This is a genomic window from Chitinophaga sedimenti (genome assembly GCF_023156195.1).
GTDB classification, from domain to species: Bacteria; Bacteroidota; Bacteroidia; order Chitinophagales; family Chitinophagaceae; genus Chitinophaga; species Chitinophaga sedimenti.
This window is the reverse complement of sequence record NZ_JAKUKA010000001.1, coordinates 4,231,805-4,256,679: the sequence shown is the minus strand read 5'-3', so window position 1 is coordinate 4,256,679 and position 24,875 is coordinate 4,231,805. Positions and strand designations below refer to the sequence as shown.

Genomic DNA, 24,875 nt, shown 5'->3' with positions numbered 1-24,875 from the left:
TTGGCCGAAAAGCTGGATGTAGACCGCCTGACGGTTCAGGTAACCAATCTTCGTACCGAAGAACGGAAGCTGGCCAACTCCATTGATGTGACCATCGCTACCCTGAAATACCAGATTGGCATGCCGCTGAAACAGCAGATCATTCTTACTGATACGCTGGACGTAAACCAGGTGAAAAACATCGGCGAAGATGGTTCCTTTACCTACAACAACCGCATCGAATTCCAGATGCTGGATGCACAGAAAAGGGCGAACGAGTATGACCTGAAACGTTACAAACTGGCGCATCTCCCGACACTGGCAGCTTTTGCCAATGCCGGCGCATCAAGGCAGTCGAACACGTTCAACTACTTCAAAAGTGAAATGTGGTACGGCTACGTGGCCTGGGGTTTAAATCTGAATGTGCCCATCTTTAATGGTAACCAGCGCAGACGCCAGACAGACCAGGCTTTCCTGAGACTGGAAAAATCGGAAGTAGACCTGGATAATATCCGCCAGGTGATAGATATGGAACGGGAAACTTCAGCCATTACTTTTAAAAACAATGTGCTAACGCTGGACGCGCAGGATCAGAACATGCACCTGGCACAGGACGTACTGGAAAGTACCCGCATTAAATATCGTGAGGGAGTGGGATCCAGCATAGAAATGATTACGGCCGAAAATGATCTGCTGACCGCACAAAGCAATTACTTCGCTGCTTTGTACGAGGCTATCAAAGCTAAAATCGCTTACCTCAAAGCCAATGCAAAACTTTAACAACACTAACAATCGCGCTTTAAAATCTATAGATATGATTAAAAGATATTTTTCACTGCTGATGTTCACCGCTGTTCTTGCTGCATGTGGCGGTGGTGAAGAAAAGAACCCGGAAAAGAAACTGCTGAAGCTGAAACAGGACCGTGCAAAGCTGGATAAAGAGATTGCCGAACTGGAAAAGAAAACGAAAGATACGGCCAATGTAAAACAGAAAACAGTAACCGTTGCCACCGTGCAGGATACGCTGTTTGAGCATTATATCGATGTGCAGGGCAGCATCGATGCCCGTGAAAACGTAGACGTTAGCGCAAAAAGTCCGGGTGTGATCACTAACATTTATGTGCGCGAAGGTCAGCAGGTAAGCAAAGGCCAAATGCTGGCGCAAATTGATGACCAGGTGATGCGCTCCAATATTGCGGAAGTGAAAACGCAGATGGACCTCGCCAACATTGCTTTTGAGAAACAACAGCGTTTGTGGAACCAGAAAATTGGTACCGAAATGCAATACCTGACAGCTAAAAATCAGAAAGAAAGCCTGGAAAGAAGGCTGGCTACGCTGAATGATCAGCTGGCGTTGAACCGCATTGTGTCGCCGATTTCCGGAACGGTAGATGCGGTGATCGCGAAACTGGGTGACCAGGCTGCACCGGGCGCTCCCTCGTTCCGTGTAGTGAATACGAGTAACCTGAAGGTGGTGGCGAATGTAGCAGAAAGCTATGCTGGTAAAGTCAAAACAGGAGATCCTGTTGTGATCGTGCTGCCGGACATCAACAAAGAGATCCGCACTAAAATCGCATTCGCGTCCAAAGTGATCGATCCGCTGAGCCGCACCATTAAAGTGGAAATTCCACTTTCTCCCGACGCAAATCTGCGCCCAAACATGATCGCACAATTGAAAATCGTCGACTACGTCGCGTCTAACGCTGTGGTAGTGCCGGTTGGTGTGTTACAATACTCCATGGGCAAGCCTTACGTGATTACGGCTGGTAACAGCAACGGCAAAATGATAGCCCAACGTAAAAACGTAGAACTGGGACGTACTTATAATGATAAAGCGGAAATCAAAAGCGGTCTGCAGGCCGGCGAAAAGATCGTTACCACTGGTTTCCAGGGATTGAACGACAACGACCTGATCAAACTGTAAGTGTATCTCCGCAGCTCATCATGCTAAAAGTATTTTATGAAAGATTCAAATAAAGAGTTTAAAATCACCAGTTGGGCGGTCGATAATAAGGTCAGCATTTATGTGGCCACGATCATCCTGTCGCTGGCGGGCATCTTTGCCTACCAGTCGCTGCCTAAAGAACAGTTTCCCGAGGTGGTGTTTCCGCAGTTCTATATCCAGACGGCTTACTTTGGTACTTCCCCGGAAGATATGGAAACGCTGGTGACCAAGCCCATCGAAAAGCAACTGGGCGGTATTTCCGGTGTAAAGGAAATCAAGAGCACATCCATGCAGGACTTTTCTATCATCACGATTGAATTTAATACGGATGTTAATATAGAAACGGCCCGGCAGGAGGTACGCGAAAAGGTAGACGATGCTAAAACGGACCTGCCGAATAACCTCGACCAGGAGCCGCAGATCATGAAGATTGACGTGTCGCAGATACCGATCATGAACATTAACCTGTCCGGTGACTTTGACCTGCAATCGTTGAAGAAGTATGCAGATGAAATGCAGGACAGGGTAGAAGCCCTGACGGAAATTACGCGTGTGGACATCATTGGCGCGCTGGACCGTGAAATTCAGATCAATCTGGATAAATACAAAATGGACGCGGCTAAGATCAGCTTTGAAGATGTAGCGGGCGCCATCGCGAACGAAAACCGTACAGTGTCCGGCGGTCAGGTAACACTGGATGGACAGAAGCGTACACTGAGCGTGAAAGGCGAATATAAAGATCCGACTAAAATTCAGAACATCGTAGTGCGCGGCTCGTCCGGCGCGGTTGTATACTTGAAAGACATTGCAGACGTAGTGGATGGTTTCAAGGAACAGGAAAGCTACGCACGTCTTGGCGGTAAAAATGTAATTACGCTCAACGTAATTAAACAAAGCGGTAAAAACCTGATCGATGCTTCGGATAAAATCCAGAAGATCGTAAAAGAAATGCGTGAAAACTACCTGCCGAAAGGCCTCGAGGTAGTAATTACCGCGGATCAGTCGGACTCCACCCGCGTTACCCTGCACGACCTGATCAACACCATTATCATCGGCTTTATCCTCGTAACCGTGATCCTGATGTTCTTCATGGGCGCTGTGAATGCGATTTTCGTGGCATTGTCCGTGCCGATCTCCATGTTTATCGCGTTTATTGTGATGCAGATTACAGGCATTACACTGAACATGATGGTGCTCTTCTCCTTCCTCCCGGCATTGGGTATTGTGGTGGATGATGCGATCGTGGTAATCGAGAATGTGCATCGTATCTTTTACGAAAGGAGAGACCTGGGCATCGTGAAAGCTGCAAAAATGGCGGCTGGCGAGGTATTCCTGCCGGTATTCTCCGGTACGTTAACGGTGTTGGCGCCGTTCGTGCCATTGCTGTTCTGGCCCGGCGTTATCGGTGAGTTCATGAAATATCTGCCTATCACTCTTATTACTACGCTGATCGCTTCGCTGATCGTGGCCTATGTAATTAACCCGGTATTTGCGGTGGATTTCATGGACCGTCATGAGGGTGAAAATCATCCCAAACCGAAATTTGACAAGACGTTTACGATAATTTCCATCGCGTTTGCAGTAGCAGCCTTAATTGGTTATGGCATCGGTATCGGCGTAGGCAATTTTATCGTAGTGATGTATCTGCTCGTGGTGTTGGAGAGATTCTGGCTTGGCGGTGTGGCGCGTTCGTTCCAGCATAATTTTTGGCCACGTATTCAGAACTCGTACAGCCGTTTCCTGGAGAAGTGTCTGCACGGCTGGCGCCCTGTACTGGCCCTGGTTGCTACGTTCGTCCTGCTAATATTCAGCCTGTTCCTAACGGCTGTCCGCAGCCCGAAGGTTGTATTCTTCCCCCAGGCCGATCCCAACTTTATCTACGCTTACCTGGAACTGCCGAATGGTACCGATCAGAAATATACCGACTCTATTACAGCTATCGTGGAAAAGAGAATTGTTGGTGTTGTGGGTGAAAAGAACCCGCTGGTAAAATCCATCATCTCCAACGTTGCTGTTGGTGCGGGTGATCCCAGCCAGATGGACCAGAGCGTGCAACCGCAGAAAGGTAAAGTGACCGTGGCCTTCGTGGAGTTCGGGCAGCGTAACGGCGCATCCACCGTGGCGTACCTGGATAAGATTCGCCAGGCCGTAAAAGGCATTCCCGGCGCGGATATCACTGTTGAGCAGGAACAAGGCGGACCTCCCACTGGTAAACCCATCAACATCGAAATTTCGGGTGATGATTTTGACCAGCTGACCGGTACCGCCGATCGCCTGAAACGTTACCTCGATTCACTTTCTATTGGTGGTGTGGAAGAACTGAAAAGCGACTTCCAGGCGAACAAACCTGAAGTAATTGTGGTGATTGACCGCGAACGCGCCAACCGCGAAGGAATTTCAACTTACCAGATCGGCGGTGCGCTGCGTAGCGCGTTGTACGGACTCGAAGTATCTAAGTTCCGCGATCCGGAAGACGACTACCCGATCATGGTGCGTTTCAAAGAAGATCAGCGTAACAATATTAATATGCTGCTGAACATGAATATCACTTACCGTGATATGAACATGGGCGGCCAGATCCGCCAGGTGCCTTTGTCTTCCGTGGCAGACATCCGCTACAGTAACACCTATGCAGGTATCAAACGCATTGACCAGAAACGCGTGATCACTCTGTATTCTAACGTACTGTCCGATTATAACGCCAATGAAGTGGTGCAAAACATCCAGACGGCGATCGACGAATTTGGTCAGCCCGATGGCATTATGATTAAAATGACCGGTGAGCAGGAAGACCAGATGGAAACGATGAACTTCCTGGTAGGCGCCTTGCTGAGCGCAGTAGGCCTGATGATGATGATCATGGTTATCCAGTTTAACTCTATGGGCCGCGCATTGCTCATCCTGCTGGAAGTGTTTTTCAGTATCATCGGTGTGTTCCTTGGCTTCTCGATCTTCGGTATGGATATCTCCATCGTAATGACCGGTGTAGGTATCATGGCGCTGGCGGGACTTGTAGTACGTAACGGTATCGTACTCGTGGAGTTCATCGATCTGCTGGTGATGCAGGGCACGCCTGTACACGAAGCAGTAGTGGAAGCCGGCCGTACCCGTATGACGCCGGTATTGCTGACCGCGATCGCTGCGATCCTTGGTCTGATTCCGCTGGCCGTAGGTTTGAACATCGACTTCGCCGCGCTGTTCTCTACCGGTAACCCGCATATCTATTTCGGTGGCGATAACGTGGCGTTCTGGGGACCGCTGGCCTGGACCATGGTATTCGGTCTGATCTTCGCGACCTTCCTGACCCTGATCCTGGTACCAACGATGTATTACATGAACAAACGTGTGATCGACATCCTGGACGTGTATGGCTGGCCCCGTGGTTTGAAATATGTACCGTTCCTGCCGTTGTTCCTGAAGTTATTCTCCCGGAAAGAAACGCTGCACAGGTTGCACGACGTGAATTACCAGTCGGAGAAGCCGTATAACTTCTTCAACAGCCAGGCGCATGACGAGCAAAATAAAGAGCATGCAAGGTCTGGTAACGGTGTGCATGCGGAATATAAAAACTAGTTGTTTTTTTAATTAGAGCAAACAGTGTAACAGTTGTAGGTTTAACAGATCGCCGTCCTGATTCTTCAGGACGGCTTTTTTATGGCAGGTTGGCTTCATGCGACATTGCCACAGTCTGCTACATATATTAATATTTATAAAAGGTAACCATGGTAATCGTCCGATTTCGTATCTTGCCCCTGCAATTGAAAAATCTATCAACCCGACCTTATGCCGCAGAACCACGAAATTGATTATCGCATCTTTGGTGAAGAAATGCAAATCGTTGAAATTGAGCTGGATCCACAGGAAACTGTGATCGCAGAGAGCGGTAGTTTCATGATGATGGACCAGGAAATCCAGATGCAAACCATGTTCGGCGACGGTTCTCAGGCCAACCAGGGTTTTCTCGGTAAATTGATGAGTGCCGGTAAAGGCTGCTCACCGGCGAAAGCCTCTTTATTACCGCCTTCACTAATGCCGGTTATGGCAAAAACGCGTCAGCTTCGCTTCTCCCTATCCTGGTAAGATTATTCCAATGGACCTTTCCCTGCTTGGCAACAAGATAATTTGCCAGAAAGACGCGTTTTTGTGCGCGGCGAAAGGCGTGAGTGTGGGCATCGAGTTTCAGCGTAAATTGGGTACCGGTATTTTTGGCGGCGAAGGTTTTATCATGCAGAAACTGGAGGGCGATGGCTCCGGCTTTTGTACATGCAGGTGGCATGGTGGTGGAAAGGAACTGGCGCCCGGCCAGGTAATGAAGCTGGATACGGGTTGTCTGGTGGCCTACACCCAGAACATCGATTTTGATATTGAATTTGTACGTGGTATCAAGAATATGGTGTTCGGTGGCGAAGGGCTCTTCTTCGCAGTGTTGAGAGGGCCTGGTAAGGTTTGGGTGCAGTCGCTCCCGATCAGTCGTTTAGCCAGCCGGGTATTGGCTTATGGCGGTCCCGGAGGCAGACGGGAAGAGGGCAGCATCCTGGGCGGACTGGGCAATCTGCTGGACGGCGATTGATAAAAATTAAGCTTTGATTATTGAATAATTAGCTTATCTTTATTGGAGCAGGCCACTGTTAACCTGATTCGGAAGATGAAAAACCAACCTGCAAATAAATATTAATACGTAAGGAGTAATAGTATACTAATATAAGTTTAAGATAGACATGCGCCGGCAATAGGAAACCGGATAACGCGTTTTTTTAAGAGAGATATGCAATCATTTGAAGCATCACTAGCGTACGCCAGGCAACAAGACGAGCAGGATGAATTGAGAGGGTTTAGAAATGAGTTCTTTTTCCCGCAACATAATGGTAAAGACGCAATTTATTTTTGTGGGAATTCTCTGGGATTGCAGCCCAGGGGCGTACAGGCAGCCATCGAGCAGGAATTGGCCGATTGGCGGGAAGTAGCGGTAGAAGGATATTGGAAAGCAAAAAATCCCTGGTTATTCTACCATCAACAGTTTAGTAAGACATTATCAGAAATAGTAGGCGCGAAGGAAACCGAGGTATCAGTGATGAATACCCTTACCGTGAACCTTCACCTTATGATGACCAGCTTCTACAGGCCTACCGAAGCAAGGTATAAGATCGTGGTTGAAAAAGGAGCATTTCCCAGTGATCAGTACGCGGTAGAGACGCAGGCAGGGCATCACGGCCTTGAACCGGATAGCACCATAGTTGAAATTTCACCTCGTCACGGCGAAAGTATCCTTCGGACAGAAGATATTTTGCAAATTATTAACGAACATAATACTAGTATTGCGTTAATATTGCTGGGCGGAATACACTACTACACGGGTCAGTTATTAGATATGCAGGCTATCACTGCCGCGGCGCATAACGTTGGCGCTATCGCAGGTTTCGACCTCGCGCACGTTGCAGGCAATGTTCCGTTGAAGTTACATGATTGGGAAGTAGATTTTGCCGTCTGGTGTTCTTATAAATATTTAAATGGTGGTCCGGGTGCTGTTGGCGGTGTTTTTGTACACGACAAACATGCATCGGATCGTAACTATCCACGGTTTGGCGGTTGGTGGGGGAACGAAGAGAGTACCCGCTTCCGCATGGAAAAAGGATTTATCCCTAAAGCCGAGGCCTCAGGATGGCAACAAAGTACTGCCCAGGTCTTCAATATGGTTTCGCTTAAAGCTTCACTGGAATTGTTCAATGCCGCTGGTATTAACAGGTTACGGGAAAAGAGCATCAGGTTAACCAACTATCTTGAATTCCTGCTGGAACAATTAAAAGATATTGATCTAGAAATAATTACACCTAAAAATTGTAATGAAAGAGGTGCCCAGTTATCCTTGTTATTTAAAGAAAAAGGAAAAGAAATCCATGAAAGGATGACCGAGGCCGGTATCGTAGTAGATTGGAGAGAACCGGGAGTGATCAGGGTATCTCCAGCACCTATGTATAACTCTTATGAAGATGTCTTTCATTTTTATGAAATCATCGAAAAAATTGCTTCAAAACGTTTTTAATCAAGTAAGATGAACTTTGAGAGAAATGAACGCCCCCGAAAGTACTCTCCAGATTCCAATGGAGGAGATCAAGAACCCAACCAAAACCGGGAAGGTGGCTTTAACAGTCAATCCGATTTTAACAAGGATGGTGACCGCGGTTTTAACCGGGGCGACAGAGATTTAGGTCGTTTCAACAATGATCGTGACCGCGACGGCGGTGGCTATGGACGCGATCGGGACGGCAGCGGCGGCGGATATCGTCCGCGCGACAATAATGGTGGTTACGGCGGCGGTCGTGACAATAGCGGTGGCGGCGGCTACGGCGGTGGCGGTGGATACCGCGACCGTGAGGGCGGCGGCGGTTATCGCGATCGTGATGGCGGCGGCGGCTACGGCGGTGGAAACCGTGGTGGCGGCTACGGTGGCGGCGGTCGCGAAGGCGGCGGCGGTTACGGCAATCGCGAAGGCGGTGGCGGCTATGGCAACCGTGAAGGCGGTGGTGGTTACGGCAATCGCGAAGGCGGTGGCGGCTACGGCAACCGTGAAGGCGGTGGCGGTTATGGTAATCGCGGCGGTGGCGGCTACGGCGGCAATCGTGACGGTGGCGGCTATGGCGGTGGTTATGGCGGCGGCAATCGGGGTGGCGGTGGCTACGGCAACCGCGAAGGCGGTGGCGGTTATCGCGATCGTGATGGCGGTGGTGGCTATGGCAACCGTGAAGGCGGTGGCGGCGGCTACAATCGTGGCGGCGGCGGTGGCTACGGCGGCGGTAATCGCGGCGGTGGTGGTTACGGCGGCGGCAATCGCGGCGGCGGTGGCTACGGCGGCAATCGCGGTGGCGGCGGTGGCTTCCAGCGCAGACAAGGCGGTGGCGGCTTCGGCGGCGGCTCCAGGGGAGCCAAGAGTGGATAACAAAATCTACTTTATCGCTTTACTGCCCACAGCAGAAGTAGGTAAAGAGATCATCAAAATAAAGCAGGAATTTGCTGAAAACTATGGCCCGATGTACGCGCTGAAAGTGCTCCCGCACATCACGCTCCAGGTGCCATTCACTGCTGATCCGGCACTCGAAAGATCTTTCTGCGATGAACTCACAGAGTTTGCCAAAACGCAGGCGCCTTTCGAAGTGTCGCTCAACGGCTTCGGTACTTTCCCGAATAAACAAAACCGCGTTCTGTTCATTAACGTTGAAAAGAGCGAAACCATGAGTGCTATGCACCGTCAGCTGATCAACTTCCTGCGTAAGGAATTTGGCTTCAGTACGATGCTGGCGCGCACTGGCTTCACACCTCACGTTACCGTGGCGTTCAAAGACCTCATGGACGACCAGTTCGATAAAGCATGGCCGGAGTACGAGAATAAAGAGTACAAAGCCAGCTTTAAGGTAAGCAACCTGTACTTCCTCCGCCACAACGGCAAATCATGGGAAGTGCTGCAGAAATGCAAACTCGGCGGCGCTTGATAAAAGCCTCGTCCTGATATGATACGAAAAACGCCGCAGCTATCCGCTGTGGCGTTTTTTATTTGATGTCAATATCAACTTAAAAAGTAAAGCCGGCCATGCTTATCGCATGTGCCGGCTTTGATTAACCCCTATGAAAACCAACTATTGCTCTAATTTAATGTCGCCAAGGTCGGTAGACTTACCATCTTCTACTTTCACATCCGTGATAGTAGCATCTTTGTACGGATCTTTACCGTCAATGATGATAGTGTAAGTTCCGGATTTGGCGTTAGTGAAAGAAAATGCGCCGTCTGAAATAGCTGCTTTCAGCGTATCAGCACCAGCTACCGCCCAGGCTTCCGTAGCACCATCTGCAGGTGTTACTTTACCGGCGATTGCGCCGCCATCAATTCCTTTAAATGCGAATGCACCAATGGCTACCGCGGCTACTGCTAACATGCTTAATTTAGTCTTTTTCATAGCATACAATTTTAAATGGTTCAATAAAGAATGGTTATGTATATATGGTTAAAATGAATGACTGAATCGTTAGGTTTTATCACATTTCAATCGTTGCTTGTATGAGAGATAAGACAACTACCATGCCCATAAGTGCCAGATAATCTGCAACAAAAGTATTTAACATTTTCTTAGATTCACTTTAACATTATAGGGGATCATTTTAGGATTTCCGCTTTTGATTACTACTTGGATCAGTAATTCGATAACTTGCACTCCCATTAATGAGCGTGGAAAAGTGTGAAAAGTCTACCATATTTGTGTACTTTTGGGCACGGAATACGTAATTATCCGTAGGGATAACCGAAACTAAGCGGGCGAATGCCTAATTTTGCATTATTAATAGAACAATCCGAAATGTCAAATACATCCATACAACAGATAGAAGACGTCGTGATCAAATTTGCCGGCGATAGTGGTGATGGTATGCAGCTAACAGGTAGCCAGTTTTCGAACAACACGGCGCTTGTAGGTAACGACCTGAGTACTTTTCCCGACTTCCCGGCGGAAATCCGCGCCCCGCAGGGTACACTCGCGGGTGTGAGCGGCTTCCAGCTGCACTTTTCTTCTAACCGCATTTTTACGCCAGGCGATGCCTGCGACGTACTGGTTGCAATGAACGCGGCTGCGCTTAAAGCCAACCTGAAAGGGCTGAAAAAGGTGGTATCATCATCGCCAACTCAGATGGCTTCGACGCTAAAAACTTGCGCCTGGCTAACTATCCCGATGGCGTTAATCCGCTCGAAGATGACTCGCTTAAAGCATATGAGCTGCACACGATCGATGTGACAAAACTCACCCGCGAGGCGCTGAAAGAAACTACCTTGGGCATGAAGGAGAAAGACCGTGCGAAGAATATGTTCGTACTGGGCTTTATCTATTGGCTCTACAACCGCGACATGGAAAGCACCGAAAACTTCCTTCGCGATAAGTTCGGCAAGAAGCCGGAGATCCTGGAAAGTAACCTGAAAGTGCTGCATGCGGGTTACAACTTCGGTGATACCGTGGAAGCCTTCACCACCCGTTATAAGGTAGAAAAGGCCCGCATGGAGGCCGGTACCTACCGCAGTATTACCGGTAACACCGCGCTTGCTTATGGTCTCATCGCGGCCGGACAAAAATCGAAACTGCCGCTGTTCCTGGGTACTTACCCGATTACGCCGGCATCCGATATCCTGCACGAGCTGAGCCGCTTTAAAAACTTTGGCGTACGCACCTTCCAGGCAGAAGATGAAATTGCAGGCATCAGTTCCGCAATTGGTGCTTCCTATGGTGGTCACCTTGCTATTACGACTACTTCCGGCCCCGGTATGGCACTGAAAGGTGAGGCCATGGGCCTGGCAGTAATGCTGGAAATTCCGCTGGTAATAGTAGATATCCAACGTGGCGGCCCATCTACCGGTCTGCCTACGAAAACAGAGCAATCCGACCTGCTGCAGGCCTATTACGGCCGTAATGGCGAATGTCCGATGCCTATTGTATCTGCCTCCACGCCCTCTGATTGTTTTGAGGCTGCGTTTGAAGCTACCCGCATTTCCCTGCAACATATGACGCCGGTAATTTTACTGAGCGACGGTTATATTGCCAATGGTGCAGAACCCTGGCGCTTCCCGAAAAGTGCAGATCTGCCTGAAATTCCGGTGACCTTCAAAAGAGGATTGGAAGAGGGCGAAGAACATTTTTATCCATACGAGCGTGATGAGAAACTGGTACGGCCGTGGGCTGTACCGGGTACGCCCGGACTGGAGACCGCATTGGTGGCCTGGAAAAACAGAATATTACTGGTAATGTAAGCTACGATCCGGAAAACCACCAGCAAATGGTGAAGATTCGCCAGAGAAAGTAGATCGCATTGCCGATCATATTCCTTTGCAAAAGGTGGAGTTAGGGCCTGAAAAAGGTAAAGTATTGGTGCTAGGATGGGGTTCTACTTACGGCGCGATTAAAAGTGCGGTGCTGGACCTGCTCGCCGAAGGCCACGAAGTAGCGCATGCACACCTGCGCCACCTGCGTCCTTTCCCGAAAAATCTCGCGGAAATACTGCACAGCTACGATCATGTACTGATCCCGGAGATCAACAACGGTCAGCTTATCCGCATTATCCGCGATGAGTTCCTGATTCCTGCGCAGGGGTATAATAAGATCATGGGCGTTCCTATCACGAAAAGTGAACTGGTGGTGCGCATTAAAGAAATGCTCGCCTAAAAAAAAAAAGTAAACGCATCAACAATAAATGAAAAGATCCTGTCCGGCGTTGGGCAGGATTTTTTTCGTACATTGATTTGGGTACCGTGCATTTTAAACCTGCAACCTATTTGAAAGTATGAAACGACTATTCCTTCTTAACGCCTTGTTATGTGTCCTGTTTTCGGTACAGGCCCAGTCTTTCAGGTACGAGGTGATCTTCAATAATAAAGTGGTGGGGGATATTAAAGTGAATCAGCGTAACAGCGGCGCCAACCGTTTTGTAACGCTGGCAAGTCGCGTCAAGATAAAAATGATAGCAAGCATCAGTGTGGATACAGACATCAGCAACGAGTACGAAAGTAATGTGCTGGTAAAAGCGAAAGCGGTGCGGTTAGGTAATGATACAAAAGAAACGTCTACTCAAAAACAGGATAAAGATTATAAAGTAGTACGGCAGGGAAAGGCGGCTGTGCTGGCGGAAGATAAGATCCATTTTTGTGTAACCGACTTATACATCACAGAACCCAAACAGGTGAAGTACGTGTATTCCGAAACGCTGGGGTGGCTGCTGCCGGTGCGGGATATGGGCCAACAGAAATACGAGATCACCATGCCCGACGGGAAAAAGAATATCTACCGCTATGCGGGAGGAAAGCTTGCCGAAGCTGAGGTAAACCACGTTATCGGCAAGGCCATCTTCCGCAGGGTAGAGGGTTAAACCGTTTGCTCCACGATCTGTCCCGTTTTTTTATCTTTTAAGATGAGTTTCTTGGCGCCGTAGTGCGTGGTTTCTTCTTTGATCAGGTAGTACTGCTCATTGTAATCCGTTTGCGGACGCATCTTTTCCACGCCTTCCTGTCCACGCCAGATATCCAGTTTTACCGGCTCCCACTGCTTGCTGGTGGCAGAGCGGTAGGCGGCATCCAGTACAGCGTTCACTACATATCCATCATAGAACGACTCGGCTGGTTCGCGGCCTTCTTCCATCGCGCGGAACATATCGGCGAACATATGATTGTAACCCAGTTCGTTCAGTTCGTCGCCTACGGGGAACAGCCAGCCGGTATTGCTTTCTGCTTTTTCAGCTACGTATTCGGCGCCCTTGCCGGTGGTGAACATGTCGAAGCCGGTACGCAGGAAGCTGTTCAGCCAGATGGTACCTTCAGAACCCATGATCTCATCGCGCAGATCGAGGCCGCCGCGGAAGGTCCAGCTTACTTCAAACTGGCCGATGGCGCCGTTCTCATATTTCACGAGGCCGATAGCATGATCTTCTGCATCAATAGGCTTTACCTGTGTATCGGCCCAGCACATTACTTCTACCGGTTTGATGTCTTTGCCAATAAAGCTGCGTGCGATCTCCACGCAATGGCAACCTAAGTCGAGGATACAACCGCCGCCTGCTTGTTCTTTATCCCAGAACCACTCGCTGTGGGGGCCAGGATGTGTTTCGCGGCTTTTGGCCCAGAGAATGCGGCCTAAAGCGCCGCTTTTCACGCTTTGCAGCGCCTTCAGGAACTTGGGGGTGTACACAAGGTCTTCGAGGTAGCCGTGGAAGATACCGGCCTTTTCTACAGCCTCCAGCATGCGTTTGGCTTCTTCTGCATTACGACCCAGGGGTTTGGTGCAGATCACTGCTTTTTTGTGTTTGCAGCAAAGGTTTACCGCGGTTTCGTGCAGGTTGTTGGGCAACGAAACACATACCACGGTAACGTCCGGGTGCGCGATGGCGGTTTCCATGTCGGTAGTCCAGTGCGGAACTTTGTAATCGTCGGCAAACTTCTTTGCGCTTTCTTCTCTTCTTGAATAGATGCTCACGATACTATCGCGGCTACGTTGTCCGAGCAGCGAATCGGCATAAAAACGGCCGATGAAGCCGGAGCCTAACATGGCAATACGTTGCATAAAGGGTACTTTTTTGACGTGGTGAAATCGATATAAAATGAAAACTCCGCAGCAAAAGGCCGGTTGGTATAAGGCTATCACTGCGGAGTTGTATAGAAAGCGTAAAATCTTAAGCCACCTGTTTTTAGTATCGCGGAACAGCAGCGTGAACAGGATAGCTACTACCAGCGCAATGCCGGCAGGGATCATCCAGATCATCTGCCATTTGTTGGCCGCGTCCTGGTAAGCATCGGTAATCAAACCGGCGATCCAGAAGCCGATGAGCATGCCCACGCCATAAGTAGCCAGTGTTACCAGGCCCTGCGCAGCACTTTTATATTGTTCGCCCGCCTGTTGATCGGTATAAATCTGTCCGGATACGAAGAAGAAGTCATAGCAGATACCGTGTAAGGCAATACCTGTAATCAGCATGAAGGTAAGTTCACCCGCGTTGCCGTAAGCAAACAGGGTATAACGCACCGCCCAGGCCAGCATACCTACCAGGATGGTCTTTTTAAAGCCAAAACGTTTGAAGAACACCGGCAGCGCCGGGATGAACAGGGCCTCGGAAATCTGGCCGATAGCCATTTTACCGGTTACGTTAGGCAAACCTGTAGACTCCGGAACGGATGCGCATTCTGATAGTAGAACGCCAGCGGAATACAGATCAGGATGGCGGATACGAAGAAAATGAGGAAGTTTTTGTTAGCCAGCAGCTTAATGGCATCCAGACCCAGGAGGGAGCTGATGCTGCTGCTTTGACCGGTTTTAACCGGGGTGTTTTAGGCAGGGTAAAGCTGTACAAACCCAGGATCAGTGAAGCAATACCGCCCATGGCGAAGGTGTTTTTCAACGCACCGCCGGCAATCGCCTCTTCGGAATCCCAATGAAATAAATAGCTGATGGAAAGGCCGGCAAGAATCCAACCCACGGTACCCCATACGCGGATCGTGGAAAATTCTTTTTCGGGATCTTTCATCTGGCGGAACGAAACGGAGTTTACCAGCGCCAGTGTGGGCATATAGCCTACCATGTAGCCAAATACATAAGGATAAAACGTGCTGACGCTTTCCGCTTTAAACATCATGAACATGAGCCCCGCGCCAATCAGGTGCAGGATACCGAGGATTCTCTCGGCGTTGAAGTACTTATCTGCGATCAAACCAATAATAAACGGTGCAATGATGGCCCCATAGGATTGGGTGGAAAATACGCTGGCCGACTCCAAACCGTTGGCCGACAGGTTTTTGCCTAAGAATGTACCTAAAGTAACGAACCACGATCCCCAGATAAAGAACTCCGGGAACATCATAAACGACAACTGTACTTTCGTAATTGTTTTCATAACGAAATCTAAACTTTATGCTTTTAGCCGGAAAAGATAAGTAAAATATATCCGAAATTCCCAATAACAGGAAGGACGGTTGCAATTTTTAATACTAGTACTTCGGTAAACCCAGCTGGTTTCCGCGGATGACCGACTGGTAATATTTACAGACCGGCCGCAACCCGCATTCTCCGCATTTCGGACTGCGCGCCAGGCAAATGTAGCGGCCATGCAAAATCAGCCAGTGGTGAGCTACGTGCACCTTTTCCTTCGGGATGTATTTCAGGAGCTGCATCTCCGTTTGCAGTGGCGTGGTGGCGTTCGTGGTGAGTCCTAACCTCGCGGATACACGAAACACGTGCGTATCTACCGCCATATTAGGTTGATGGTGTACCACGGAAGTGATAACGTTCGCGGTTTTACGTCCCACACCAGGCAGTTTCACCAGCTCGGGTACGGTTTCTGGAATATTACCCTGAAATCGTCCACGACCATATTGGCCATGCCGATGAGGTGTTTGGTTTTATTATTCGGATAAGAAATGCTTCTGATCAATGGGAACAGGTCGTCGAACGTAGCTTTGCTGAGCGCATACACATCGGGGTACGCGTCAAAAATGGCGGGCGTCGTGAGGTTCACCCGCTTATCGGTGCATTGGGCCGAGAGAATGACGGCTACCAGTAATTGATACGGATTGTCGTATATCAACTCTGTTTCAGCATTGGGAGCATGTTGCTCGAAATAGCTGATTACATACGCGAATCGCTCTTTTTTGGTCATGCCGTAAATATAGTGCGAAAACCGCACACTGCGGGCAGGGCGCAAGAAAGGCGTATAAGCGTTGTGAAATAGTTACCGTAGTGAATTAACGGGAACGCCTATTTTTTCTTTGCGTATTCAAAGATGGCGTCTAATGTGCTGGTGCGCGGAGTATACTGGATGGTTTTCAGCGCGTCTGCAGTAATGGCGATAAGTGCCTTTTCTTCACGTTGCATCTTTTTCATTTCATTCATATGCCTGTTCTTTTTTTCGGTGGTAGCGTGTGAAGTAATAAATAGTGGTAGTGTAGAATTACTCATGCGAAATACAGTTTTTGGTTAAATGGTGTTTTGATGCGTGTTGATAATTTAAGTTAACACGTACATAACGCGGATCGATACTAACGTATTGTCAATTTAACCCAAAAAATTCGCTTTTGCAAGATAAAAGGATGGATGGGGCGGGCGGATGGCCATTTCTGATGATGAACGGAACTAATTGATTTGCAGCGTCTAAGCCTACTCTTCTTTTCCTTTTTGGGGGATGATCAGGAATACGTCTTCGTTGTCCTTCTTCATTTTATACTTCTCGCGGGCGAATTTCTCCAGTTTTTCCATGCTGGACAGCAGTTCCTGGCTCTCTTTGCGCGTAGATTCGTTGTTTTCGATATAAAAGTTCTTTTGGTCCTCCATTTTATTCACCTCTGCCGTAAGCTCGTACTGGGAAAGCATATTGTTGCGGTCCAGGAAAGCCAGCCATATTATAAAGGCGGCGGTCGTCACGAAATATTTATTCCGGATCAGCGCAGGTACTTTAAATGGCGTTTTCAGCATGGGTGATGGATTTTAAAAAACCGGGAGCCTTGTGGGCCCCCGGTTAATGTCTGATTGAGTTGACCACTAAATAACGTTATGATTGGTTATTTCTTACCAAATGTAACGGAATTTTTCGGATAAATGGCGGTGCTGCCCAGTTCCTCCTCGATGCGGAGCAGCTGGTTGTATTTCGCCATCCTGTCTGTACGGGAAGCAGAACCGGTCTTGATCTGACCGCAGTTCAGGGCTACCGCCAGGTCAGCAATCGTATATTCAGTTTCGCCGGAACGGTGGCTCATGATAGAAGTAAAACCAGCTTTGTGCGCCATGTTAACAGCGTTGATCGTTTCGGTAACGGTACCGATCTGGTTTACTTTAATCAGGATAGAGTTTGCAATGCGCTCGTCGATACCTTTTTTCAAACGTTTAACGTTGGTTACGAACAGATCGTCGCCTACCAGCTGTACGTCGCCGCCAACGGCATCTGTCAGTTTTTTCCAACCGTTCCAGTCGTCTTCGGCCATGCCATCTTCGATAGAAACGATAGGGTATTTTTTGCACCATTCCGCCCAGTAAGCAACCATTTCGTCGCTGGAGATTACTTTGCCGGTGCTTTTGTAGAATTTGTAGGTGTTGTCTGCCTCGTTGTACATTTCGCTGCTCGCAGCGTCCAGGGCAATACCCACCTGTGTACCTGGTTTATAGCCAGCTGCTTCGATCGCCTGGATCACCGTTTCGATCGCTTCTTCGTTGCTCTGGATATCCGGTGCAAAACCACCTTCATCACCTACGTTTGTGCTGTAGCCTTTCTTTTTCAGTACAGATTTCAGGGTATGGAAGATTTCCACGCCCCAACGGAGACCTTCAGAGAAAGTTTCTGCGCCTACCGGCACGATCATGAACTCCTGGAAGTCGATTTTGTTATCGGCGTGCGCACCACCGTTGATGATGTTCATCAGCGGCATAGGCAGTACACAACCATTCACACCACCGAGGTAACGGTACAGGGGCAGGCCGGATACATCAGCAGCAGCTTTAGCCACCGCCATGCTTACCGCCAGGGTAGCGTTAGCGCCCAGTTTGGCTTTGTTATCGGTACCATCCAGCTCGATCAGCAATTTATCAATACCGGCCTGGTCAGTTACGTCCCAGCCTTCCAGCTCAGGCGCAATAATCTCGTTCACATTCTTAACAGCCTGTAAAACGCCTTTACCAACGTAAACGGATTTATCGTTGTCGCGCAGTTCTACTGCTTCGTGTTTACCGGTAGATGCGCCGGATGGCACAGCTGCACGTCCAAAATGACCGTCTTCGGTAGTTACGTCTACTTCTACAGTAGGGTTGCCGCGGCTGTCAAGTATCTGCCTGGCGTGGATTTCTGAAATTATGCTCATAATGATAAATTATTGAAAGGTTTTTCTGTTTTTTCTCATTTTATTAGACAATGTCTATCACTTTTGGGTCTTTTCCCGGAAAATATCCTCCAGTGACTGCGAATTGCTTCGCAAAGAAAGGATGTTTCGGTTACTTATCAAAGCGAATTGTAAGAGGTTTTTACGTACCGTCTCCGGGTCGTCCGAATATAACTGCCAGGTGTTGTTATCCCGTGCTGTAGCGCGGTTTACCCCTACTATACTTTCCAGTTCCGCCTGCGTTGCCGTTTCGCCGAAGCTAACCTCTACAAACCCTTGTCCCATCTGCTGTAGGTTGGCAATGGCATCGTCCGCAATGATGTTCCCTTTGTTTATAATGATTACCCGGCTGCACATCGCCTCCACCTCCTGCATGATATGGGTGCTCAGCATAACCGTCTTATCTTTTCCTACTTCCCGGATCAATTGCCGGATCTCCGCCAGTTGATTCGGGTCCAGTCCGGAGGTGGGTTCGTCCAGATCAGCACTTCAGGGTCGTGCAGCAGGGCCTGCGCCAGTCCCACACGTTGCTTATACCCTTTGGACAGTGCCCCGATCTTTTTATTCCGCTCCGGCGTAAGTCCCGTGCGTTCGATCATTTCGTCGATCCGCGCTTTCGTTTGGCCGCCCAGCTGGTGTACGCCGGCGATAAATTCCGTGAACTCCCGCACAAACATATCGTGGTACAAAGGATTGGCTTCCGGCAGGTAACCTACTCTTTTGCGTACTTCCATTGGCTGTAAGGCCACATCGAACCCGCAAACCACCGCTTTACCCGAGGTAGGCGGCAAAAAGCCCGTAATCATTTTCATCGTGGTGCTTTTACCGGCGCCGTTCGGGCCGAGGAAACCCACGATCTCACACCTTTATCTAATTGAAAAGAAACATCTTTTACGGCTTGTTGTTCGCCATAAACTTTATAAAGGTTTGTTACCGTGATAGACATGCTTGCTTAATTGGATAGCTAAAGTAGTAAAGTTTTAAAATATAGTTTTCCTTTAATCCACGGCCCCCGCAGGTATACGTTGTAAATCCGGCAGGCTTTGCTATTAATGAAATGTTAAAATCCAGCCCCAAAATCTTTTAATTATTTAAAAACACTGCACCCGCAGCGCTCCTCCGGAATTTTGCAGATCTCAAATTTGTTATAATTTTACGTCGTCAATATGATAAATGAACATGTAGACAACACACTCTCACAAATGATATGAATACGCTGTAAAGCATTACAGAATATTTGTACAACCTTCCCCCGATTGGTAATATAGAAACCCAACTCAAAGGTAAGCTCCGAATGCAAGGCGCGGCATCGCGTACTGCTATTCTGTACATGCTTTCCAGGTGACCTTATGTCATCATCAATGGTATGCCGCTGGCTTGCGCAAGTGCACGTGCGATAGCTATGCTTACCCGCTTCTTGTTCACCACTACATAACAACAACAATGGCAAACCTTTTCAAAAAGGCGCTAGGGCTCTTCGTGGAATTCGAGCCCGATGGGGAAAGTGCGCCCTTACAAAATATTCCCCCGAAAACATCGCGCAGTTAAAAGATGCGGCCGCAGCTATGTCTGAAGCGGAGTTCGACAAATTCGGGCAACACTTCTCCAAGCTGTTCGAGCAAAGTAACCTGCCCGGACCGGATTACTTCGAGTTCTGGAAAATGATGGAAACGCTCGAATCCCATCTGCCCGATGAAAAAGCCCGGCTGTCGGTCGTTTACGCCACACTAAGCGTACAAGGTTTAACGAAAGACAAGTTGCTGGAATCGGCTGCCCAATACAAGTTAATTGTGGAGCAGGACCGCAACCAGTTCGACAAAGCTGTTGCCGACAAAGCATCTGAAGAAATACAGGGACGCCAGCAACAACTGGCCGACATGGAAAAGCAGATTGCCGACAATACTGCACTGATTCAACAGCTGACGCAGGAGATTACAGCGGCACAAAGTAAAGCAGCGGAGCTGAAAACCGAAGTGACGGAACACGAAAGGAAGATCGCTGGAAACCGGCAGGGTTACCAGGTGGCGAGTGAAGCAATGATCAATAAAATTATTACTGACATTCAAAAAATTCAAACATCACTCTAATGGAAACACAATTCTTTCCCGCAGGTTCCGAACAAAAATTGAAGTCGTACTGGAACAGGCCAGGCGGTAAGTTCGGTATCATCATCGGCCTGGGTGTTTTGGTACTCATTGGCTACTATGTAATACCCATCCTCACGCAGGTGGTATGGAACACCGTTAACTTCGGCATCGCGCTGGTGGCGCTGGGTATATTCCTGTACGCGGTAACACACCGAAAACTGCGCCTGGCTTTGTTCTACTTCTACGAATGGCTCATGAAAAAGTTGATCGGCGTAGTGATAGAACTCGATCCCTTCCTGATTGCGGAAGACTATATCGAAGACATGGAAGAGCAGCGTGAAAAGCTGTATAAACAATCTATAGATGTAGATGCACAGAAAGAGAAGATCGATCTCAAGATCGCTGAAAAAGAACGCGAGATGGGGCATCTCGTAGGCAGGGCCAAAGCTGCGCAGAGCAATAATATGCTGCCGGAATTAGGCAACGCCACGCGACAGATTGCACGACTGAAAGAATACATCATGCAACTGACGCCGATACGTGATAATCTCGCCCGCATTGGCGATTATCTCACCAAGGTACACAAGAACAGTGCTTACCTGATTGAAGATGCACGCAATGAACTGGAACTGAAAAAAGACCTGTACAAATCCGTTACATCGGGCAACAAGGCTTTAAGTTCCGCATTGAAAATCTTTAAGGGCGATCCTGAGAAAAAGCTGATGGTAGAACAGTCCATGGAGTTTTTGAAGGAAGATATCGCGACCAAGCTGTCCAGCATGAAGAAGGCGATCAATTACTCGAACGACTTTATGCGCTCCATTGACCTGGATAATGCCACGTATGAATTACAGGGACTGCAGATGCTGGAATCGTTCGATCCCGATAAGGCGTTTAAACTGAACACGCAGCAATGGGAGCCGTCGAAAGCCGAGCGCAAGCCCGGTACCGTGGCAAAAGATAATTACAACGACCTGCTGAGCTAACACTTTGCAGTTAGCATAACCCCGTAAGCCTGCAAAATGGCGGGCCTGGCGGAGCTATGTTTAAAAATTGAGCTAATAACAACACTATAACATTTAAATCTATTCACAATGTCAGTTAAAGTAAAACCCGGTGGTAAAATTTTAGGTATCGTACTCGTATTAGGTGGTATTTACGCCGCAAAGGTATTTTGGTGGGATAAGCGCCCCCAACAGGCGAAGGCCGCAACGGAAATTGGTTCGGTAAAACTGCCCGACGCACCCGAAGCCTCCTTAAGTAAAGATGCCGTGATACCGCTGCCTTCCGCGGAAGAAGCCATGAACGGCGGTACAAAAATCAGCTGGCGCATCATGGCCTGGAACTCACAGTTCCCGCTGATGTACGCCAACGGTGGCGCAAACACCACCAAAGGTTCCCTGCTCGATAAAGCGCAGTTGCAACTGGAAATCGTGCGGCAGGACGACTGTAACAAGTCGATCGCCGATATGGTAAAGTTTGCGCAGGAGTATAAAAGCAATCCTAACACGCCCGGTGTGTTCGCATCGTTTATGGGCGACGGTATGCCTATGTTCTTCGCCGCGCTGGCAAAGGAACTGGAGCCGTTAGGCCCCGATTATCAGCCGGTGGCTTTTTACGCCATGGGTAAAAGTTATGGCGAAGATAAGTTGATGGGCCCCATCGACTGGAAACGTGATCCGAAGAATGCGATCGGTAAAACCGTGGCCTGTGTACTGCGCGACGGTGATATGAACATCCTGGTGAAATGGGCGGGCGACAACGGTATGCGCGTAAACCCGGATGAAACCACGTATGACCGCAACGCCATCAACTTGATTGCTGCCAACGATTTCCTGGACGCGGCCAACAAGTACATCACCGATTATAAGGAATCGCGCAAGCTGGTGATAGATGGTAAAAAGATCAGTAAAGACACCACCGTAGGTGTAGATGCCGTGAGCACCGGACGCCGGGTGACGTAACCATCGCGCAGAAGAAAGGTGGCCTGGTCAATATTGCATCTACTAAAGAGTATAGCTCACAGATGCCGAACATCACCATCACCATCAAGAAATTTGCGTACGACCACCGTACGGATATGGAGAACCTGATCATGGCGTTATCGCAGGCCGGCGACCAGGTACGTTCGTTCAGTGAAGCCAAATCCTTTGCCGCTAACGTGTCTGCGAAAGTCTACAACGAGCAGAACGGCGAGTACTGGTTAAAGTATTATAATGGTACAGAGGAAAAAGACGCGCAGGGCATCAATGTAAGCCTGGGCGGCTCTATGGCCTACAATCTGGCGGATGCTGCGAACATGTTCGGTTTGGGCAAAGATGGTATTGACCGTTACAAAATAGTGTACAACACCTTCGGTGATATTTTAGTGAAGATGTATCCTGAACTGGTGCCGTCGTACCCGGTGTACAGCAAGGTGGTCGATAAGTCGTTCCTCACATCGGTAGTGTCTAATCACCCCGAACTCCTGGAAGGTGCTGCGATTAAGCAGGAGTACGTAACGGAAATCACCCGTGAGGTTTCATCCAAATCGTACGAAATACAATTTGAAACCGGTAGTGCGCAGATCCGCAGCGTGTCCTACCCGGTGTTGGAGGAAATCCTGAAAAGTGCCGTAGTGGCGGAAGGTTTGAAGCTGGGCGTATACGGTCACACCGATAATGTAGGTAAAGATGATGCGAATATTAAATTGTCAGAAGAGCGAGCCGCCGCGGTAAAAAACTACCTGCAGAGCGAAGGCCTTTCATCCGAACGTGTAGAAGCCAGAGGTTATGGCGCTACCAAACCCGTTGCAGATAACAGTACCATCGAAGGCCGTGCGAAGAACCGCCGCGTGCAGATCGTGTTAGGTAATTAATCTGTTTGTTTTGTACATGCCGCGTGTAACAGCGCGGCATGTTTTTAAAACCTTTAGCATATGCTTAAACAAATATTTGAACCGCTGCGTATCCTGGACAAACGCACACTCACCATCCTGGTTGCAGTGGAGGTGTTGCTGGCGCTCGCCGCCTGGCAGTTGAGCGGCAACGGTCTTATTCCCACGCCCACTAAAGTGTTGGCGGCATTGGGACACATCGTGCAAATGCCCGATTTTTTAGATAATCTCTTTGCCAGTTTATCGCTGACGATGAAAGGGATGTTCATCAGTATCGCCATCGCTTTGCTGATCAGTTACCTGTCGATCGTGCCCTTTTTCAGCCCATCGCGCGGTTCGTCATCAAATGCCGCTATCTGACGTTAACCGGCTTGATATTTCTTTTACACTGCTCACGCAAAGCGGTCACCAGTTAAAATTGAGTTTGCTGATTTTCGGTATCGTACCGTTTTTCGTAACGTCTTTATTAAGTGTGATCGATCATATTCATGCGCAGGAATTTGAGCTCTGTACCACACTGCGCATGAATCGCTGGAAAACCTTGTGGGAAGTGATTATCGTGGGGCGGTTAGACCAGGTGTTTGAAGTGATGCGGCAGAACTTTGCGATCGCCTGGTTAATGATTACTTCTGTAGAAGGCCTGAGCATGAGTGAGGGCGGACTTGGGGTCATGTTGATCAAAGCGAACAAGTATGTACAGCTGGACGTCGTGTTCGGCACACTGGTCATCATTTTCATCCTCGGTATTTTATTCGATTACCTGCTGGGGTTGTTGCGCCACTGGTTATTTCCTTACACTAAATTAACCGTACGCCGATGAACGCATATACTAAGCACGAGGTGTTGTTAAGCGCCGAAAACGTGGGCCTGCAGTACGGCGGAAAAGTAGTGCTGCGCGATGTAAATTTTACCATCCGTGATATTCGCCGCCAGGGAATTAACCAGGGACAGGTAGTGTCATTGATCGGAAGGAGTGGCATCGGTAAAACACAGCTGTTCCGTATTCTTTCCGGTTTACGGCGTCCGAATACAGGGCAGGTAAAGATGGATGAAGACCAGCACGTGGTGCAGCCCGGTGAGGTGGGGATTGTGCCGCAGAACTATATTTTGTTTAATCACCGGACTATCTACCAGAACCTGAAGATCGGGCTGGATAGTGCCGGAGGCCAGCTTACCGAAGCACACAAGCGTAAAACCATTGAGGAATGCGCCGCTGCTTTTGAACTAAGCGAACACCTGAAAAAGTACCCTGCGCAGTTGAGTGGCGGGCAACGCCAGCGTGTGAGTATTATTCAGCAGGTGCTGACCGGCAATAAATTTATATTGCTCGACGAGCCGTTCTCCGGACTGGATGTGTTGATGGTAGACCGTGTGATGCAGCTGCTGCTGAAAATCTCCACGCTTAACGAGCATAATACCCTGATCATCGTGAGTCATGATATAGAGAATGCCGCGGCGATCTCGGACATGGTATGGGTATTGGCTCCCGAGGCCGGTAAACCCGGCGCTACCATTGTAAAGGAATATGATCTTTGTGAAATGGAACTGGCCTGGACGCCAAACATCCGGGAGAATATGCGCTTCGTGGAATTGCTGGCCGATATCCGGAGGCATTTATAA

The 24,875-nt window shown here is 48.9% G+C and carries 27 protein-coding genes and 2 pseudogenes; 19 read left to right on the top strand and 10 right to left on the bottom strand.

The genetic code is table 11. The features are described 5' to 3' along the window. From MKQ70_RS24220 to MKQ70_RS24190, 8 genes are all read left to right on the top strand, one after another. A complete protein-coding gene (locus tag MKQ70_RS24220) occupies nucleotides 1-759 on the top strand; it encodes a TolC family protein (RefSeq protein ID WP_248074889.1) in 759 nt (252 codons plus the stop codon). Nucleotides 760-793: 34 nt separating this feature from the next. Then, a complete protein-coding gene (locus MKQ70_RS24215; RefSeq protein WP_248074888.1) occupies nucleotides 794-1,903 on the top strand; it encodes an efflux RND transporter periplasmic adaptor subunit in 1,110 nt (369 codons plus the stop codon). A gap of 36 nt (nucleotides 1,904-1,939) precedes the next feature. Further along, a complete protein-coding gene (locus MKQ70_RS24210; protein WP_248074887.1) occupies nucleotides 1,940-5,497 on the top strand; it encodes an efflux RND transporter permease subunit in 3,558 nt (1,185 codons plus the stop codon). A gap of 210 nt (nucleotides 5,498-5,707) precedes the next feature. Continuing rightward, on the top strand, nucleotides 5,708-6,004 hold the full coding sequence (locus tag MKQ70_RS42635; RefSeq protein WP_372490027.1) for an AIM24 family protein: 297 nt from the start codon (nucleotides 5,708-5,710) through the stop codon (nucleotides 6,002-6,004). A 10-nt stretch (nucleotides 6,005-6,014) separates the two neighbouring features. Further along, the gene (locus MKQ70_RS42630) at nucleotides 6,015-6,494 is read left to right on the top strand and encodes an AIM24 family protein (RefSeq protein WP_372490026.1); all 480 of its coding nucleotides are present in this window, start codon (nucleotides 6,015-6,017) and stop codon (nucleotides 6,492-6,494) included. Between the two features lie 195 nt (nucleotides 6,495-6,689). Continuing rightward, on the top strand, nucleotides 6,690-7,964 hold the full coding sequence (gene kynU, locus MKQ70_RS24200) for a kynureninase (RefSeq protein ID WP_248074886.1): 1,275 nt from the start codon (nucleotides 6,690-6,692) through the stop codon (nucleotides 7,962-7,964). 9 nt (nucleotides 7,965-7,973) lie between these two features. Next, on the top strand, nucleotides 7,974-8,858 hold the full coding sequence (locus tag MKQ70_RS24195; RefSeq protein WP_248081890.1) for a hypothetical protein: 885 nt from the start codon (nucleotides 7,974-7,976) through the stop codon (nucleotides 8,856-8,858). Further along, on the top strand, nucleotides 8,851-9,408 hold the full coding sequence (locus MKQ70_RS24190) for a 2'-5' RNA ligase family protein (RefSeq protein ID WP_248074885.1): 558 nt from the start codon (nucleotides 8,851-8,853) through the stop codon (nucleotides 9,406-9,408). Before MKQ70_RS24195 ends, MKQ70_RS24190 begins: the two co-directional genes overlap by 8 nt. Nucleotides 9,409-9,552: 144 nt before the next feature. Here the strand turns inward: MKQ70_RS24190 and MKQ70_RS24185 are convergent, their stop codons facing one another. Continuing rightward, a complete protein-coding gene (locus MKQ70_RS24185) occupies nucleotides 9,553-9,870 on the bottom strand; it encodes a carboxypeptidase-like regulatory domain-containing protein (protein WP_248074884.1) in 318 nt (105 codons plus the stop codon). 360 nt (nucleotides 9,871-10,230) lie between these two features. Here MKQ70_RS24185 and MKQ70_RS24180 point away from each other — a divergent pair. From MKQ70_RS24180 to MKQ70_RS24165, 4 genes and pseudogenes are all read left to right on the top strand, one after another. After that, nucleotides 10,231-10,841 (top strand): annotated as a pseudogene (locus MKQ70_RS24180) (2-oxoacid:ferredoxin oxidoreductase family protein); the annotation flags it as partial. Nucleotides 10,842-10,955: 114 nt separating this feature from the next. Further along, the gene (locus MKQ70_RS24175) at nucleotides 10,956-11,702 is read left to right on the top strand and encodes a hypothetical protein (RefSeq protein WP_372490142.1); all 747 of its coding nucleotides are present in this window, start codon (nucleotides 10,956-10,958) and stop codon (nucleotides 11,700-11,702) included. An 85-nt stretch (nucleotides 11,703-11,787) separates the two neighbouring features. After that, entirely contained in the window at nucleotides 11,788-12,114 is a 327-nt protein-coding gene (locus tag MKQ70_RS24170) for a hypothetical protein (protein WP_248074878.1), read from the top strand. 118 nt (nucleotides 12,115-12,232) lie between these two features. Further along, nucleotides 12,233-12,814, top strand: coding sequence for a DUF6134 family protein (locus MKQ70_RS24165; RefSeq protein WP_248074876.1), 582 nt, complete (start codon nucleotides 12,233-12,235; stop codon nucleotides 12,812-12,814). Here the strand turns inward: MKQ70_RS24165 and MKQ70_RS39390 are convergent. The 9 genes and pseudogenes from MKQ70_RS39390 to MKQ70_RS24120 form a co-directional block, all read right to left on the bottom strand. Continuing rightward, nucleotides 12,811-14,568: an MFS transporter gene (locus tag MKQ70_RS39390; protein WP_282456688.1), complete on the bottom strand. Its 1,758-nt coding sequence runs from the start codon at nucleotides 14,566-14,568 to the stop codon at nucleotides 12,811-12,813. The genes MKQ70_RS24165 and MKQ70_RS39390 overlap by 4 nt on opposite strands. Nucleotides 14,569-14,576: 8 nt before the next feature. Further along, nucleotides 14,577-15,289, bottom strand: a pseudogene (locus MKQ70_RS39385) (MFS transporter). 130 nt (nucleotides 15,290-15,419) lie between these two features. After that, nucleotides 15,420-15,752, bottom strand: coding sequence for an endonuclease III domain-containing protein (locus MKQ70_RS24150; RefSeq protein ID WP_248074875.1), 333 nt, complete (start codon nucleotides 15,750-15,752; stop codon nucleotides 15,420-15,422). Further along, nucleotides 15,749-16,132 carry an endonuclease III domain-containing protein gene (locus MKQ70_RS24145; protein WP_248074874.1) on the bottom strand — a complete coding sequence of 128 codons (384 nt, stop codon included), beginning with the start codon at nucleotides 16,130-16,132 and terminating at the stop codon, nucleotides 15,749-15,751. The genes MKQ70_RS24150 and MKQ70_RS24145 overlap by 4 nt, the downstream gene beginning before the upstream one ends. A 53-nt stretch (nucleotides 16,133-16,185) precedes the next feature. Next, nucleotides 16,186-16,386, bottom strand: coding sequence for a hypothetical protein (locus tag MKQ70_RS24140; RefSeq protein ID WP_248074873.1), 201 nt, complete (start codon nucleotides 16,384-16,386; stop codon nucleotides 16,186-16,188). Nucleotides 16,387-16,584: 198 nt separating this feature from the next. Further along, complete coding sequence (locus MKQ70_RS24135; protein ID WP_248074872.1) at nucleotides 16,585-16,899, bottom strand: FtsB family cell division protein; 315 nt, start codon at nucleotides 16,897-16,899, stop codon at nucleotides 16,585-16,587. A gap of 86 nt (nucleotides 16,900-16,985) precedes the next feature. Further along, on the bottom strand, nucleotides 16,986-18,275 hold the full coding sequence (eno, locus tag MKQ70_RS24130) for a phosphopyruvate hydratase (protein ID WP_248074871.1): 1,290 nt from the start codon (nucleotides 18,273-18,275) through the stop codon (nucleotides 16,986-16,988). 57 nt (nucleotides 18,276-18,332) lie between these two features. Further along, nucleotides 18,333-18,686, bottom strand: a complete 354-nt coding sequence (locus MKQ70_RS24125) for an ATP-binding protein DrrA1-3 family domain-containing protein (protein WP_248074870.1) — start codon at nucleotides 18,684-18,686, stop codon at nucleotides 18,333-18,335. 29 nt (nucleotides 18,687-18,715) lie between these two features. After that, complete coding sequence (locus MKQ70_RS24120) at nucleotides 18,716-19,147, bottom strand: ATP-binding cassette domain-containing protein (RefSeq protein WP_248074868.1); 432 nt, start codon at nucleotides 19,145-19,147, stop codon at nucleotides 18,716-18,718. A gap of 711 nt (nucleotides 19,148-19,858) precedes the next feature. Between MKQ70_RS24120 and MKQ70_RS24115 the strand changes: the two genes are divergently transcribed. The 7 genes from MKQ70_RS24115 (at nucleotide 19,859) to MKQ70_RS24085 (ending at nucleotide 24,875) form a co-directional block, all read left to right on the top strand. Next, the gene (locus MKQ70_RS24115; protein ID WP_248074866.1) at nucleotides 19,859-20,380 is read left to right on the top strand and encodes a kinetochore Spc7 family protein; all 522 of its coding nucleotides are present in this window, start codon (nucleotides 19,859-19,861) and stop codon (nucleotides 20,378-20,380) included. After that, nucleotides 20,380-21,366, top strand: coding sequence for a PspA/IM30 family protein (locus MKQ70_RS24110; protein ID WP_248074864.1), 987 nt, complete (start codon nucleotides 20,380-20,382; stop codon nucleotides 21,364-21,366). The genes MKQ70_RS24115 and MKQ70_RS24110 overlap by 1 nt, the downstream gene beginning before the upstream one ends. 108 nt (nucleotides 21,367-21,474) lie before the next feature. After that, nucleotides 21,475-22,344 carry a hypothetical protein gene (locus MKQ70_RS24105; protein ID WP_248074862.1) on the top strand — a complete coding sequence of 290 codons (870 nt, stop codon included), beginning with the start codon at nucleotides 21,475-21,477 and terminating at the stop codon, nucleotides 22,342-22,344. A gap of 62 nt (nucleotides 22,345-22,406) precedes the next feature. Further along, entirely contained in the window at nucleotides 22,407-23,237 is an 831-nt protein-coding gene (locus MKQ70_RS39380) for an OmpA family protein (protein ID WP_282456687.1), read from the top strand. Between the two features lie 60 nt (nucleotides 23,238-23,297). Then, the gene (locus MKQ70_RS24095; protein ID WP_248074860.1) at nucleotides 23,298-23,615 is read left to right on the top strand and encodes an ABC transporter permease family protein; all 318 of its coding nucleotides are present in this window, start codon (nucleotides 23,298-23,300) and stop codon (nucleotides 23,613-23,615) included. Continuing rightward, nucleotides 23,602-24,075, top strand: coding sequence for an ABC transporter permease (locus MKQ70_RS24090; protein ID WP_248074858.1), 474 nt, complete (start codon nucleotides 23,602-23,604; stop codon nucleotides 24,073-24,075). The genes MKQ70_RS24095 and MKQ70_RS24090 overlap by 14 nt, the downstream gene beginning before the upstream one ends. Then, entirely contained in the window at nucleotides 24,072-24,875 is an 804-nt protein-coding gene (locus tag MKQ70_RS24085) for an ABC transporter ATP-binding protein (RefSeq protein ID WP_248074856.1), read from the top strand. Before MKQ70_RS24090 ends, MKQ70_RS24085 begins: the two co-directional genes overlap by 4 nt.